The sequence below is a fragment of the Terriglobus roseus genome (assembly GCF_900105625.1).
In the GTDB taxonomy this organism is placed as follows: domain Bacteria; phylum Acidobacteriota; class Terriglobia; order Terriglobales; family Acidobacteriaceae; genus Terriglobus; species Terriglobus roseus_B.
Genome location: NZ_FNSD01000001.1, coordinates 2985166 through 3001277 on the forward strand (window position 1 = coordinate 2985166; position 16112 = coordinate 3001277).

At 56.7% G+C, this 16112-nt stretch carries 6 protein-coding genes; 4 read left to right on the forward strand and 2 right to left on the reverse strand.

Going from position 1 to position 16112, the window contains the following annotated elements:
* The first annotated feature begins 167 nt into the window (after positions 1-167).
* The 4 genes from BLW03_RS12270 to BLW03_RS12285 all read left to right on the forward strand — a co-directional run bounded on the left by BLW03_RS12270 (position 168) and on the right by BLW03_RS12285 (position 9256).
* On the forward strand, positions 168-3116 hold the full coding sequence (locus tag BLW03_RS12270; RefSeq protein ID WP_074654347.1) for a TonB-dependent receptor: 2949 nt from the start codon (positions 168-170) through the stop codon (positions 3114-3116).
* Positions 3117-3200: 84 nt separating this feature from the next.
* A complete protein-coding gene (locus tag BLW03_RS12275) occupies positions 3201-6275 on the forward strand; it encodes an amidohydrolase family protein (protein WP_074654348.1) in 3075 nt (1024 codons plus the stop codon).
* Between the two features lie 26 nt (positions 6276-6301).
* Positions 6302-7729 carry a M20/M25/M40 family metallo-hydrolase gene (locus tag BLW03_RS12280; protein WP_083350502.1) on the forward strand — a complete coding sequence of 476 codons (1428 nt, stop codon included), beginning with the start codon at positions 6302-6304 and terminating at the stop codon, positions 7727-7729.
* Between the two features lie 72 nt (positions 7730-7801).
* On the forward strand, positions 7802-9256 hold the full coding sequence (locus tag BLW03_RS12285) for an amidohydrolase (protein WP_212733189.1): 1455 nt from the start codon (positions 7802-7804) through the stop codon (positions 9254-9256).
* 216 nt (positions 9257-9472) lie between these two features.
* On the opposite strand, the gene BLW03_RS12290 is transcribed toward BLW03_RS12285, so the two are convergent.
* A complete protein-coding gene (locus BLW03_RS12290) occupies positions 9473-12571 on the reverse strand; it encodes an amidohydrolase family protein (RefSeq protein WP_074654349.1) in 3099 nt (1032 codons plus the stop codon).
* Between the two features lie 93 nt (positions 12572-12664).
* Positions 12665-15787, reverse strand: coding sequence for a TonB-dependent receptor domain-containing protein (locus tag BLW03_RS12295; protein ID WP_074654350.1), 3123 nt, complete (start codon positions 15785-15787; stop codon positions 12665-12667).
* Between the last annotated feature and the right edge of the window lie 325 nt (positions 15788-16112).

Sequence of the window (16112 nt, forward strand, 5' to 3'; positions counted from 1 at the left end):
GTCTTCCGATGCGAGCGTCTTCGGACTGCCCTGTCTTCTGATCGCAGTTGTCGCGTAGCCATCACGCACTCTTTACGCTTCGAGCGCACTCTTGGCTCTATGTGTTCGCCGCTGCCGCGATTCAACATGCTGTCGCAACGCAAAATTCCAGTTGTTCCCGGAGGGAAATGTTGAAGCGTTCCATTCTGAGCACGATTCTCGCTCTGCCACTCGCAGCCATCACACTTCACGCACAGCAATCGGCGATTCTCGGCAAAGTGGAAGATGCCAGCGGCGCTGCCGTTGTCGGTGCGCAGATCACCGCAACCACTGAAGGAGGTGCGACGTTTCACACGGTCTCCGACAGGACCGGCCTGTACCAGTTCCCGAGCCTCGCGGCCTCTAACTTCTCGGTGAAGACCGAAATGCCTGGATTCTCCACTGTCGTGGAAAAGGTGACGGTGCTTGTGGGGCAGTCGGTCACTGCGAACTTCACACTGAGCGCGGGTAATAGTACCCAGGTAGAAGTAACTGCGGACATTGCAACCATCGACACCACGACGTCGCAGGTGTCCGGAAACATCGATCCGCAGACGATGGCGAAGATTCCGCTCAACGGTCGTAACTACATGGATCTGGCGACACTGATCCCGGGTATCCGACGAAACGCGATCACCAACTACAGCCCACTCGGTTCACTGAACGGCGGGCGCCAGCAGTTCAACCTGGATGGACAGCAGGTAACGGCTAACGGGGCTGACTCGAGTTTCGGTCAGGCGCAATTCAGCCGCGACGCACTTGCGCAATTCCAGATCATCACCAATCAGTTCGATGCGACCCAGGGCCGCGCCTCGCAATTGGTGATGAACATGCAAAGCAAGTCCGGCGGCAATAGTATTCACGGCACGCTCTTCGGCTACTTCCGTAATGACGTGTTTGACGCGAAGGACCCGATCACGAAGACGGTTCTGCCGTTCTCCGATCAGCAGTATGGCGGCACGTTGGGAGCCCCCATCATCAAGGACAAGCTGTGGGTCTTTGGCTCTTACGAAGGTGAGCGAAGGCCCCAGCAGACGAACACAACCCTGATCGGCTTTACTGCGGGGCAGCTTAACTATTCGCTCAGCAACGCGTTCACTACTAATGAATATCTCTTTCGTGGTGACTACCAGCCGAGCAGCAAAGATCACATCTTCGTCCGCTACTTCAAGTACAGCCAGAAGCTGCCCGACCAGCTGCCGACCGGTAACTCTTCCATCAGCCGCCAGTACTCAAGCACGTTGCAGGACTACGGTTACATCGGTTCGTGGACACGCAATATCTCATCAAATTTCGTGAATACGCTGTTTCATGGCTGGTACTACCAGGAGGGCGTGAACACGCCGCTGGTACCCAGTATGCAGATGACGTTCCCGACCCAGGTCATTGGTTCGGCGTATAACTATCCGTCATACCTCCCGGTGTCGAATTTTCAGTTTCGCGATGATGCTTTCTGGCTGAAGGGTAAGCATAGCTTCAAGTTTGGCGCGGAGTACCTGTTCGTTCGGAACGTGGGATCCTTCCCGCAAAACGCTCGCGGAACGGTCACAATCAGCACCGATCCAACCAAGTTTGCAACGCCGCGTACCTGGGATTCGGTATTCCCGAACCAGTTGGATCCAACCACTTGGGACTACGCGGCAATCAGCCCTTATGTGACCTCGTATACGCAGGCGTTTGGCAACTTTGATGTCAACATCAAGCGTAACCAGTTAGGTTTTTGGATTAACGACGACTGGAAGATCGCACCTCGTGCAACGCTGAACCTAGGCGTTCGCTACGACAACGATCTTGGTTTGATCACTGCGGGCAATAACACGGTCAATGGCATCGCTACTCCTAAGAACGGCAACAATTGGAACTTCGCGCCACGCCTTGGTTTCAACGCCGATATCTTCGGTACGGGCAAGACCGTGCTGCGTGGAGGAGCAGGCATCTACTTCGCCGAAATCAATGCGAATCAGTCTATCGATGCGCAGGTCTTCAATGGCGTAAATACGGTGCAGGCCGCCGCCACCATCGGCCCTGGCTTTAGTCTCTTAAAGCCGTTCGGCGCCATCGATCCGAGCAGCTTCGTTTCGAATCCACAAAATGTCTATCAATCGATCCAGGTGAATGATGCAAACATTCGCACACCATGGTCAGGACAAGCGACGATCGGTATTCAGCAGGAATTGCCGTTTAAGACGACTGTCTCACTGGATTACGTTCAGTTCCGTATGCACCACGAGTGGGGGCGGTTCGATGCCAACAGCGTCTACGATCCCAACACCGGCTGGAATCAGGCGAACTACACGGCAAGTTCGATCGTCCGCGTACAGCCCAACACGCACTACTCAGTCATCCAGACTTTCAAAACGCCGGATTACATCGCAAACCAGCTCAAGCAATTGATGTTCAGTGCACGGAAACAGACCCAGTTCGGTCTAAGCGCAATGGTTTCGTATACGTATGGCTTGCAGAAGGACAATTCAGGCGGACCGTTCAGCTACGCCTCAAATCCCTACAACTACGCAAACGAATGGGCGAATTCCGTAGATGACCAGCGTCACACACTGGCAATCACGACGGACTACCAATGGAAGTGGGGCATCCGTGGCGGCATCGTGTATCGTTACGGTTCTGGTCTCGCCTATGCCACCAGTGTTTCGGCGACACCCCCAACCGGACTGGTGCAGAGTGCCAGCGCTAATCGCAGCTTCTGCGTTCGGGGCGTCGGAATAACGGGCGCATTGCCTGGTTCGGTCTGCTCGAAGCTCTCCGCGACGCAGACTTATAACCTTGCAACCGCGAGGCTCTATAACCCTGCAAGCCACAATCATTACGACGCCGCAACCGGTCTAACAACAACGGATCGTAACGGCTTCCGTGCTTTGCCGATTGAACGAGTCGATGCGAACCTCGCAAAGATCTTCACGATCAAGGACCGCTACAAGGTCACGACATCCGTGGAGGCCTTCAACCTGTTTAACCATTCCAACTATGGTTCTTACAACACGAATATCAGCCTCGCGAACTACGGGACGCCGACCTCAACATCCGGCGTGCTTGCCTTCTATGCTCGGCAACTGCAGTTCTCGGCTCGTTTGGATTTCTAGCTGAACGTAAAGCTGTCCTTTGCCGGGGTCGAACGTGCCCTGGCAAGGGACAATCGTTTTTCGCCGTTCGCTTCAGGAGATTGCATGCTGTCGGTTCGTCTTGCCGGTTTCCATTCTGTGCTTCCTTTGTCTTTTGCCATTGCCGCCTGCACCATGCCGGTCGCTTCTGCGCAGTTTGAGAAAGCGCCCGGAAAGTCTGTGATCAAGTCCGTCGCTGTGACGGAAGGGACCAACATGGCTGCAACGGTCTCACCGGACGGCAAGACCATCGTGTTTGATCTGCAGGAGACACTCTGGTCTCTGCCGATTGGTGGTGGTACAGCAAAGCGCCTCACCGATCCGTTTCTTGAACCGGCGCGCCCAGACTGGTCACCAAAAGGTGATCTCATTGCCTTCCAGGGGTATAAGGGGGGGCAGTTTCATATCTGGGTTATGAAGCCTGATGGCACTGGCGTACGCCAGTTGACCAATGGTCACGGCGATGATCGCGAGCCTCGTGTGTCGCCGGACGGAACAAAGGTCGCCTTCGCCTCAGATCGAGCGATGAAGGGTAATTACGACATATGGGTTGTAGATATTGCAAGCGGCGCCTTGACGCAAAAGACATCCACAGAAAAGGAAGAATACGAACCGACCTGGGCACCGGACGGCCAGAGCATTGCCTTCGTAAGCGGCGTGGGAATTGCACGCGGTCATGGCGCCAGTGTCTCGGGTGTCGACATCGAATCGGTGAACGCGTCGGGTGCGATCAAGCAAGTTTACAGCTTGCCCAAAGCAGATGGGGGCGCGGAAGCGGCGGCGCCGCACATCGAGTCTCCTTCGTTTTCTCCTGACGGAAAACTGGCATTCACCCTTGTTGGCGCGGGCAAGAGTGAACTGGTGGTGGACGGTAAAAAGGTCGGAGAAGCTGAGGATGTCTTTCCGTTCTATGTCTCGTGGCTTCCCGGTGGGAAGGCTCTCTACACCGGGGATGGCAAGATCCTGGTCACGGACCTAACTGCGGACAAGAGCACCAGTATCCCTTTCTCCGCAAACTTCGACATCAACCGTCCGGGTTACCGTCATCGCATCTATGACTTTGATTCGACCGCCCCGAAACAAGTGAGGGGCATTCTGCATCCACAGCTCTCGCCGGATGGCAAACAGGTGTTGTTCGAAGCGCTGAATCAGCTATGGCTTATGCCATTGGGCGGAAAACCCGAAGCGATCACCAGCGACACCTACTATAAGCAGGACGCATCGTTTTCACCTGACGGAAAGAGCATCGTCTTCAGCACCGATGCGGATGGTTTCGAATCCTTACACATCATGGATCTGTCCACGAAGCGAGTGCGACGCGTCACCCACAGCACGGGTGACGCAGCGGAGGTTAGCGCAAAGTGGTCACCGGACGGCAAGTCCATCGCATTTCTTGATCAAGAGAGCGCGACCTTCGTTGCCGATGTTGCTACGGGTGATACGAAGGAAGTCCTCAAGGAGTTCTTCTATCCGTCGGAGCCGAGCTGGTCGCCTGACAGTAAGACCCTGACGATGGCGGTGTTGAAGCCTTTCAACATGCGTTTCCGGGAGGGCCTCAGCGAGATACTGACACTTGACCTTGCAACGGGAAAATACGTACTGACGCCCGCCGCTCCGGATAACACGATCTTGACGCGGGGTTTGAACGGCCCAACGTTCTCTCCGGATGGCAAGCAGATCGTCTTCGTGATGGATGATTTTTTGTGGACCATGCCGGTCGACGAGAAGGGCATACCCTCCGGCTCGGCTGTGCAATTGAATCATGAGAATTCTGACTCGCCGACTTGGAGCGGTGACTCGAAGACGATCCTCTATCTCTCCAATACAAAGCTGCACACGATCGCAGCGAGGCCGGGTGCGGTGCCCACGGCTGTGCCCGTGGACCTGACTTATCAACGCAAGTTGCCCACCAGCAAGGTCGTCATCTACGCCGGGACGTTCTGGAATGGCTTAGGTGCTGAGACCACGAAGGATGTCGACATCACCGTCGTAAAAAATCGCATCGTCAGCATCAACCCACATAGCGCCAATGCGGCCAAGGTCGCGGGCATAGACAAGTACATCGACGCCCACGACAAGACCGTCATGCCTGGATTGTGGGAATCGCATAATCATATGTACGGAGCGATCCAGGAGGCAGGGGATGCAGGCGGCCGTCTCTGGCTTGCCTACGGTTTCACCACCCTCCAATCACAGGGCGATGAGGGGTATCTGCAAGAAGAGATCAAAGAATCCTTCGCGGCAGATGCCCGTGTCGGGCCCCGCTATTTTGCTTCGGCCGAGATCTTCGATGGTGAGCGCATCTTCTATCCCACTAACCGGGCAATCCATGGCGATGCTCAGATTCAGCGGGAGTTCGAACGGGCGCAGTCGCTCGAAGTCGATAACTACAAGACGTATGTGCGCTTACCCCACGAGCAGCAGGCGAAGTTCGTGGATTTGGCACACAACAAGGCGGGCGTTTGGATTGCTTCGCACTACGGTCTGCCCGGGCTGACGTACGGAATGGATGCGATGAGTCATGTGTCGGCAACGTCTCGCTGGGGCTATGCGTATACGCGTTCGCTCAGCGGCGTGACCTACGGGGATGTGCGAACGCTCTTTCCTGCTGCGGACATGGCTATGATTTCTACAGCGTTCGCATCGACCTCACTGTACTCGCTAGACCCGACCATAGCCGACGATCCACGGCTGCAGGCGCTCGACCAGCCATGGGCCTTGAAGGCGCTGAAGACCACACGAGATCGAATGGTGAAGACGAGCCCCACTGTCAACTCAGAAGCATTGAAGCGTGAGGATGAGACGTTAATCGCTTTGATGAAGGCCGGTGGAAAGATCATGGCCGGCATCGACTCGTTTAGTCCGGGGTTGATGATCCCACTGGAGATGGGTATCCGCGCAGAAGCTGTCAACGGTATGAAGCCATGGCAGGCATTGCAAACGGCAACCATCATCCCTGCGCGCGCGTTCGGGTACGGCAAAGATCTCGGCTCGCTGGAAGTGGGGAAAATAGCGGATCTTGACATCGTTGACGGTAATCCGTTGGGGAACATTAACGATATGACCAAGATCGCAGGCGTCATGGTCAACGGTCGCTACTATACCCAGGCCGAACTCCAGGCCCCGTTCAAAAAGAACTAAAGGCATCTCGAAAGGAAATCGCTTCCATGATGACAAGCAGCCGAATCGTCGCGACGTTGGCCGTTGTCTGCACGATGTTGAGCCCGGGGACCGCACTTGGGCAATCGAAGAAAGTGGATTGGAACATAGTCAATCAAGAAGTCCTCGAGAACTTCACCTCCCTTATCAAGATCGATTCGAGCAATCCTCCGGGCAACGAAACGGAGGTGGCGAAGAGGCTCCAGGCAATCCTTCAGAAGGAGGGCATTGAGTCTCAGCTTGTAGGGGCAGAGCCAAACCGGTTGAGCCTGATTGCGCGTATCAAGGGGGATGGGTCGAAGAAGCCAATCCTGGTGTTGGGCCACACCGATGTTGTGGGCGTGCAAAAGGAGAAGTGGACGGAAGACCCCTTCGGCGCAAAACTGGTCGATGGTTTTATCTGGGGGCGCGGGACCATCGACGATAAATCGGTCGTAACAGGCGCGCTGATGAGCATGATTCTATTGAAGCGCAATCACGTTCCGCTGACTCGGGATGTGATTTTCGTTGCGGAGGCAGGCGAAGAAGGTGGCTCTCCCAATCGCACCTTCGGCATCAGCTATATCGTCGATCACAATTACCCCGACGTCGATGCAGAGTATTGCATCACGGAGGGTGGCAACTTCTACTCGGAAAAAGGCAAAGTTGGCTATCAGTTGGTGCAGGTCTCCGAGAAGGAAGGCCGCGGCGTAAAACTGGTTGCCAATGGCATTGCGGGACATGGGTCTATGCCCAGACTCGATAATTCCATTGTTCATCTCTCGGCCGCTGTCGCGAAGGTTGGCGCCTGGCAGCCGCCGATGGAACTGACGCCAGTGACGAAGATGTTCATCGACGGCATGCAGAAAGTTACACCGCCGGATGAGGCCGTTCGCTATCGCGATCTGTCTGATCCAGCAAAGACGCAGGCCGCACAGGACTGGTTCCGGGCCAATGATATCCGTATGAACTCAACCATCCGCACCAGCATCAGCCCTAACATCATCGCGGGTGGATTTCGTTCCAACGTGATTCCGTCCGAAGCAACTGCGACGTTGGATATCCGCGCCATTCCTGGCGAGGACATGGCGAAGATTCTGCAGTCGATGAAGCATCTCATCAACGATCCGGAAGTGAAGATTGTGACCCCGCCGAAATGGCCTGCTGAGACCCCTTCGTCTTCAGTTGACACGGAACTGTATAAGGCGCTCACGACGATCCAGGCAAAAGACTATCCCGGTGCAATTACGATACCTGGCATGTCGACCGGCGGCACTGACATGAAGCCGCTCCGTGCGCACGGCCAACAATGCTACGGCATTGGACCGGAGACTCCGAAGGAGGACCTGGTCACTCATGCGATGCACAGCGACAACGAGCGTATCAAGGAGACGGCACTTTACGACTTTGTTAGATACGAGTACGACGTGGTGGAAGCCATGGCAGCAAAGAAGTAAGTAACTGGTTCAGCAAACGGCACCCTGCGGGGTGCCGTTCACGCAAGAGAGATACATCACGAGGAGAGCACGATGATGCAAGACCGGTGGATCGTTGCAGTTGGTATGGTGGCTTCTTTCGGGATCACGGCGGCGAGAGGGCAAGTTGACCTTCATCGACAGGCGATCGAACTGGTCAACGAACAGTCGTCGAAATACAAGGCTGCTTCGCGCACCATCTGGGAGTATGCGGAACTCGGCTATCACGAGGAGAAGAGCTCAGCCCTGCTGCAGAAAGACCTGCAGGAGGCCGACTTCACACTGCAGAGCGGCGTCGCCAACGAGAAGACGGCTTTCATTGCAACCTACGGAACAGGGAAGCCGATCATTGCAATCCTTGGGGAATTTGACGCCTTACCGGGTCTATCGCAAGCAGATCAGCCGGATCGCAAACCAGTCGTAGCCGATGGGGCAGGGCATGGGTGTGGGCACAATCTTTTGGGTGCCGGCGCTGCCCTGGCTGCAGTCGCCGTGAAGGAAGCGATGCAGAAGAATCACCTGAAAGGCACCATCCGCTACTATGGCACACCGGCGGAGGAGGGCGGGGCAGGAAAGCTCTACATGATGCGTGCAGGGCTTTTCAAGGACGTGGACGTGGTACTGCATTGGCATCCGCAGGATCGCAATGCTGTTTTGAACGGAGGCACGCTTGCCATTACTTCCGCTAAATTCACGTTTCACGGTATCGCGGCCCATGCGGCAGCCGCGCCCGAGCGTGGGCGCTCCGCACTGGATGGCGTGATGCTGATGGGCACGGGTGTGGAGTACATGCGCGAGCACGTACCTGGCTCGACGCGAATGCACTATGTCATCACCAAAGGTGGCGCAGCAGCGAATATTGTTCCGGATCTAGCGCAAATCAGCATGGTGGCGCGCAGCCCATCCAGCGATACGCTGGCAGGCGTTTGGGAACGTGTTGAGAACGTTGCGAAAGGCGCCGCATTGATGACGGGCACTACCGTTGACGTGGACGTGGACGCGAGCATGAGTAACATCCTCCGAAATGACGCACTGGCAGCCTTGGCTCAGAAGAACATGAACGAAGTTGGCGGTTACACTATGACGCCACAAGAACAGACGTTTGCCTTGGAACTGCAGAAAAGCCTTCCCCAGGGAGCAGCGCCACCACTCTCCCTATCGAGTGAGATCGTGCCGTTAGCTGTGTCGCAGGCCGCGGTTCCGTCTGCATCCACTGACGTCGGAGATGTGAGCTGGAACGTTCCGACTATCGGCTTTGTTGCGGCGACGTTTGTCCCAGGCGTGGCACCTCATACGTGGCAGGCAACGGCATCGGCAGGCATGGCGATCGGACAGGACGGCATGATGGTAGCCGCTAAGTCGATTGCGCTGACAGCTCTTGATTTGCTCACGCACCCGGATTTAGTCGCGGCTGCGAAGGCCGATTTCGACAAGGAACTTGCGACGAAAAAATATATCTCAATCGTTCCAATGGATCGTAAACCCGACCCGAACTATCGGGGTAACTAACGTTTTTCTTTGATCGGACGCAAGAACATCCGTCAAATGAGTGAAACATTCTGGTGAGCCTATCGGTAGATTGGGAAAGTAACCGCAGCAGTCGACATTTCAGCAAGTCGCTGTGAATCTGTTTCTACTCATCCGGCTCAGGCCATTATGTTGGACCGGTCATAAAGGTAGCCGCCGCCAACATTCGTTGGCGGCGGTTATTTTATTGAATCCGGCTTACTGTGAGCAGACGTTATTCTTTGGAACGTCTTTCGTGAACGGTGCAGCAACTTCGTCCACGCTTTGCAGTTTGCCGTTGACTGCGACGCACTGGACCTTCGCCACGTCATCAATCGCTGTCAATGGATCACCGCCGACGATGATCAGGTCCGCAAGTTTGCCCGGCTCCAGCGTGCCCAGATCTTTACCATAGCCGTAAGCTCTGGCTGCCATCGAGGTTGCCGTGGTCAATGCCTCCCATGGCTGCATGCCGCCGTATTTCACCTGGGCGCGAAGATTCAGGTGAAGACTGGTTGCGGGGATATCGAGTGGGGAATCCGTGCCGGCGAGAACGATGCCGCCGGTATGTAAGTCATTTGCTACCGTCGACTCTTCATCGCGAAGATGGACATAGGCTGCCTTCTGATCGCTTGCCTTTGCAGTGTTGAACGCGGTCACTACGCGGCCATGCTCCCAAGGCGGCGCTACAGCCTGGCGCGGGTCGCTGACGATGCCCGCATCTTCCGCGTACTGCGCCTGCGCGAACGTTGTGGAGATCGTCCACATGCCGCTCTTCGCCAGCAGCGTCTGCACGTCACCGTAGGAGTGGCCAGAGAGCGATCGGGAATAAGCCCATCCGAAACGGGACGTGGCCGAGAGGTGCGACATGCCGTCCTCACCCAGTGCTACGGCTGGCAGCAGGTAATGGCTCGCGGTGTCCACGCCCATCTGCGTGTGCGCGAAGTCGATGCCCTTCTTCGCCCATGCAAATGGCAGGCGGACGTACAGCTTCACCATGTCGAAGTCCAGCGCCTTCAGCCGCAGGAACTCGCGCTGCAACTGCTCCTCGCTGGTGGTCGCAATCATCATGGGATAGTAGACGCGCTCGCCATCGACTGCCTCACCAGTTGAGAAAGTGCGTGGTCCGACGGCTGCACCGGAGCGATAGCTCTCGTTGTGTTCCACGCTGCGATAAGCGTTGTCTGCAATGCCGCGTGTGGTGGTAACACCGTAGCTCAACCACAGTCGGCCCATGCGTGCGCCGTAATAAATGCCGTTATCGCTGTCGGGGTGTGCGTGGTTCTCCCAAAGGCCCGGCAGGACGGTGCTGTCCGGCGCTTCAATCGTGCGTGTGATGCCAGCCGGTGGAGTTGCCTTGTGCGGCCCAACACTGGTGATGCGGTTGTCCGTGACGACGATATCGACGTCTGTCAGCAAACCCGGCCCGGTACCCTGCCATACCTTGCCTGCATGGATAAGCAGCTTCTGCTTCGGCTTCGCGAAGGTGTAGGTCAGCGGCATGGCAACAGGCGTGACCTTGCTCGTCGCACGGTCCAGCAACTTCAGCTTGCCGTTATTCAGGTACAGAATCGTCTTCGAATCTGCACTGACGGACGGAGCATCCGTGGTCTCGTCATTGAGCTTTACAGCTTTACCTGTGGGGTGCCCGTCGGCGTCAACAGGCATTGCATAGAGCAGGTCATCCAGAACAAAGATCATCTCCTTGCCATCGGGTGTGTACGTCGGGCCGTCTTCCGTGCGGGTCGTTACAGACTCGAAGGGTGCCGCCGCATACCAGTGTTGCTTTAGCGTTGCGATGTCCACAGTGAGGATTGCGCTTGTGCCTTCACGGAAGCGCTTTGTATACGGGCGAATCGTGGCGATGGCGACTGTCTTACCGTTTGGGGAGAATGACGCGCGACCCGGGAAGAAGGTTGATGCCGCAAGTGGCTTCACCATGCCGCTGGCGACGTCTGCCAGTAAGGTGGCACCGGTCTGGTCCTGGAAGGCCATCCACTTGCCATCGGGTGACCAAGCCGGCATAATCTGCGCGGTCTGCTGCGGCGCCAAGCGCTTGTCGCCGGCATCGGTAGCTTCGCTCATGCTGTGCAGGTAAATGTTCTCGATGCCATCGCGATCACTGATGTAGGCCAGCTTGGTTCCGTCCGGGCTCCACGCGGGACCTTGCTTGTAGAACGTATCGTTGGTGATGGCCTTTGGTGTGCCTCCCACGGGCATGACGTAGAGCTGATTCAGCGCGACGAAGGCAACGCTCTTACCATCGGGCGAGAGCGCCGGCGCGTAGATGCCCTTCACCTGCTTCGCGACTGTTGAATCGAAGTTGTGGACCTTATGCGGAAACCCGTGCGGCTGGTAGGGAATTGCCGCCGTGAAAGAAATCTCCGACTCCATGCCGCTGCTGACGTCCATCTTCACGATGTGGCCGCTGCCCGTATACACCAGCTGCGTCGGCGAAAGCCATACAGCCGGGAACGGAAACACGTCCTTCGACTTTGCAACGGTGGGGGAGCCTTTGCCGTCAGTGCCCACGATCTTCATCAGTCCCGTGTTCACGGCGCGTGGGTCACTTGCTTCGAACTCGATATAGGCCAGGTGCTTCGCATCAGGCGACCACGACGGCGCTTCAACGCGGTTCGCTCCACCCACCTTCAGCAGCTCCACCTGCTTGCCGTTGGCGACATCGATTGCCTGAACGGAGGTGGCTGTGAGACCGACACCGCTTACAAAGGCGATCTTTTTACCGTCGGGCGACCACGACGGGCCGAACTCGTCCGCGTCGCTTTTCGTGATCTGCGTCGGCTCACCACCGGCAACGGGCACGGTCCAGATGTCATACGAGCCTTGCGATGATCCATCCGCACCGGTCTTAAACGCACGGTCGCTGGTAAAGACGATGGTTTTGCCGTCAGGGCTGATACGCGGCTCTCGATCGTCACCGTGACCGAAGGTTACCTGCTTCAAGCCAGTGCCATCCGGTTTCATCGTCCAGATATGAAAGGTGCCGCCCGCATAGCACTGCAGCGCAACGATGTCCCCAACCTTGGACCAGTCCGGGTGTGACGCTTCCTGGAAAGGCTGGGTCAGCCGCTTTGCCGTTCCACCTGCCATGGGTAGTGAGTAGATGAGGCCCTGAAAGTCAGCGAGAATCGTCTTGCCGTCCGGCGAAACAGTTACCTGGGCATTAGTGGCTTCGCTGATCGTGATGGTGCTTGCATCGGACTTGGCAGCGGGCTTCGTAGGTGCGGCATACAAACCGGAAGCGGAAACGGCAGCAAGTGCAAGACTGGCAAGGGCGCTGCTTAGATCGATCTTCATCGCGGAACGTGCTCCTGATTATTTGGGGTCTGTAAAGGAAGAAGGCGACACGTGCGAGACATCAATCGCGCGTGCCGCCAGTGTACTCGTGCCCTAGAACGAGAAGCGGCCGATGAACTGCAGCGAACGTGCCTGGTATTCGAACGGCGCGCCGGACGATGCAGTTGCGGTGCCATAGGCAGTTGCGCCCGTGCCATTGGTGGCAGTTGTCGCAAAGTTACCAAAGTTGGAATGATTTGCCAGGTTGAAGGCTTCGATCGCAACGATCGCGCGGTAACGCTCGTGTAGCTTAAAGCTCTCCTGCAGCCGCACGTCCACGCGCTGATACGGCGTGCCACGGAAGCCGTCACGCTGAATCACGTAATAGCCGTATGCCGTATCGTTGTAGACCTTCGACAGCGGTGCGTAGATCTTGGTGCACGTGGTGGTTGGGCACGCACCGTTGAAGGTGGGCGCAACCGGCGTTACACCTGCGGCGAAGGTGCGTGTGCTGCCGACATAACCGTTCACCGAACCGCCAGACGATGTGGCAAATGCCAGACCCGATCCGAAGTGATAGAGGCTTGAGAGTGACAGGCCGTACTTCCACTGGTACTCGCCATTCACCGTCAATGTATGACGCTGATCGTCTGTGCCATTTGCCCATTCCTGTTGAAGACCCGGCTTAAAGGGCTTGTTCGGATATGAGAATGCTCCGTTTGTGGAGTTCTTCGTGCGACCCCACGTGTAGGCAAGTGCACCGGTGAAGCCGTGTGCTGCGGCATGCTTGATGCCAACCTGCAACGCGTCCGCAATGACGCCCGCTCCCGGCATCGTGGCGAAGTTACGCACGGATCCGCCGAAGAGATTGTTGCAGACTGCCTTTGCTGCGGCTCCGTTTGGGTTCCCATTATTCGGTGCACCCGTGGCCAGATTTGCCACACTGTCGAGCGTGATGCCACCGTTGCCACAGACTCGGCTCCCGTACTGTGCCGCGGTAATTGCAGCGGTTGGATTCAGGTTCCGCTGGGCGTTCGCTGGATCCTGGAGCAGGTTACCGCTCAGTGCAACGAAGTCGTCGTACACACGCATGTGAACGAAGTCAGCAGACATGGTCGTTTTATATCCAAGCTCCTGCTGTGCGCCAAGGGAAAGTTGCAGGGCATAGGGCGTCTTCGATCCACGCAGCACTGGCTGCGGCGAGCTTACATATCCTGCAGGGTTCGCTGCGGGATTCTGACCCGCAAACGGACTGGGCAAAGTAAGCGGTGTGGCCGTCGAACCGGAAACTGTCGCCTGCAGAGCTCTCGACGTGCTGCTGTAAAGCTGCTCGTCGATGATGGCGTTTGCCACCTGATCCGCAAAATACAAACCGCCGCCGCCGCGAATGGCTGTCTTGCCCCGGCCGCTCGGGTCATAGGAGAAGCCAAGGCGTGGCGCGAAGTTTGCGTTCGGATTGGAGTTGGGTGTCAACAGACCGGCAGTCGGCACGAATGACGTGTTGTACGCGCCAAGATCGTTGTCATAGCGAACGCCAAGGTTCAGTGTCAGGTTCGAGAGAATCTTCCAGTCGTCCTGTGCCCAGACCCCGATGATGTTCCGCCCGATGCTGATGTCGTAACTGCCGAAGGCCTGTGTGAAGATTTCACCGCCGCCGCAGTACGAATTAATGGCCGAATAGTTCCAGGTGGCTGGATCCAGCGTGCCATTGGGGAAAAACGAGTTGTACAAGGTCTTCAACTGTGCCGAGGTATAGCTGCTGTACGCGGCTGCCGCCGTGCAAGTGGTCAGCCCGCCGCGAAGGTACTGCGGGAAGGTGCCCCCATGCAGTGTATGAAGATACTCGCCGCCAAGCTTGAAGCTGTGCTTGCCCTTCACCCAGAACAGGTCGTCGCGATACTGCTGCGTATATTGGCTGAAAACTTCGGGCTGGTTGTAAGGCTCGCCCACGGTCGCCAGTGGTAGCGTCAGCACGATGGACTTATTGTCATAAAACGGCAGGATCTGAAACTGGAAGTAGTGGAAGCCCGTGTGAACGTCATTCACCATGTGATCGTTCACGTTATGATTCCAGTCGAAGACATAGCCCGACGAAGATACGGTCTGGCTGTAGGACTGGCTGGGGTCACTCCCCCCGACGAAGCTATTGTTTGAGTTGAAGGCATCACCGCGAAGGAAGAAGTGATTGCGGTCGCTGCGCTGGTAGTCTACGCGGCCCAGATACTCATTGTTCTTGAGAATGCTGGGGTGCGTGAAGACGCTGCCCACACCGCTGGTGACAAAAGGACTGATCGAGGTTGTGTTCGGCTGATGTTCTCCTTCGTAGGATCCGAAGAACCACATCTTGTCCCGTTTGATCTTGCCACCGAGTGTGCCGCCATACTGCTGATCGGCGAAATCCGGGACGACATTCGCAACCGTCGCACCAAGCACATTCTTGTTGTATTTCAGGATCGGATCGGCCTGGTTGAAATAAGAGTTGCGGAAGTAACCGAAGGCGCCACCGTGGAGGGCGTTGGTTCCCGTCTTGCTTTGAAGATTGACGTAGATGCCGGCGGAGCGGCCGCTGGTTGCGTCGAAGCGATCGGTGATGATCTGAAATTGCGAGATGGCATCCTGCGAAACCTTAGGCTGGCCAAAGCTTGATCCCACCGAATCCTGCGAGTACTGCAGGCCGTCGAGCGTGATCTGGAACTTTCCCGTCTCCGCGTCGCCTGCATTGGTCGACTGGCCAGAGGCTGCGGGTGTGTTGCCGAAGGAGTTTGCCTTGATACCGGGAATCAGCGCGGACAACTGCACGTAGTTGCGGCCGTTCACCGGGATGTCCTGTACCTCCTGCGGAGTCACATTGCCCGCGACTGCTGAGGAGGTGGTATCGATCGCAACCTCGCTTGCCTGTACTTCCACCACGGTGTTCGAGGTGGCCGCCGACAGGGTGATATCCACCGTTGCAAGCTGACCAACCAGCAACAGGATCTTCTGCTCCACCGTGCCGAAACTTGGGGCGGAGACTGTGATGAGGTAGTCGCCTGCTGTGAGGGACGGCAGAAGCCATGTGCCCTGGCCACTGGACTTCGCATGGAACTCGGCAGCACCAACCTGCTTCACGTTGATCGTGGCGCCAGAAACCACGGCACCACTGGCGTCGACCACTTTACCCGTCAGGCCGGTCTGTTGCGCCACTGCGGATGCTGCGGAGAGGAAAACAATCGGTGCAACGCGGCGGAGCATCTTCATCGTGCAGGAACCTCGCTCAAAACAAAGTCAATACTTCGTGGGCTGGGTGCGACGGAAAGACATCAGCTTGAACTGCGTTTTCATTTACAGCGATGAGGCGGTGGGACAGGATGGATTTCTGAACAGAAGGTCGCTTGCAAGGCGAATGCCCGGACGAGAGGAACGCCACAAGCTGCAGAAAGGATCTGCAGGTGTAAAGGCGGATATATCTCTTTCGGATCGTGGAGTCCGAAGGATGATTAGTGTATGGACCGAACTATAAACGAAGATCTCGCGCGGCGTCTACATATCTGTAACAAGTTGGTCGCGCGAAAAGCAGTTGGCG

Coding starts and splice junctions, on each gene's coding strand:
- BLW03_RS12275 (WP_074654348.1), top strand. CDS start 3,201: ATGCTGTCGGTTCGTCTTGCCGGTTTCCATTCTGTGCTTCCTTTGTCT.
- BLW03_RS12295 (WP_074654350.1), bottom strand. CDS start 15,787: ATGAAGATGCTCCGCCGCGTTGCACCGATTGTTTTCCTCTCCGCAGCA.
- BLW03_RS12270 (WP_074654347.1), top strand. CDS start 168: ATGTTGAAGCGTTCCATTCTGAGCACGATTCTCGCTCTGCCACTCGCA.
- BLW03_RS12290 (WP_074654349.1), bottom strand. CDS start 12,571: ATGAAGATCGATCTAAGCAGCGCCCTTGCCAGTCTTGCACTTGCTGCC.
- BLW03_RS12280 (WP_083350502.1), top strand. CDS start 6,302: ATGATGACAAGCAGCCGAATCGTCGCGACGTTGGCCGTTGTCTGCACG.
- BLW03_RS12285 (WP_212733189.1), top strand. CDS start 7,802: ATGATGCAAGACCGGTGGATCGTTGCAGTTGGTATGGTGGCTTCTTTC.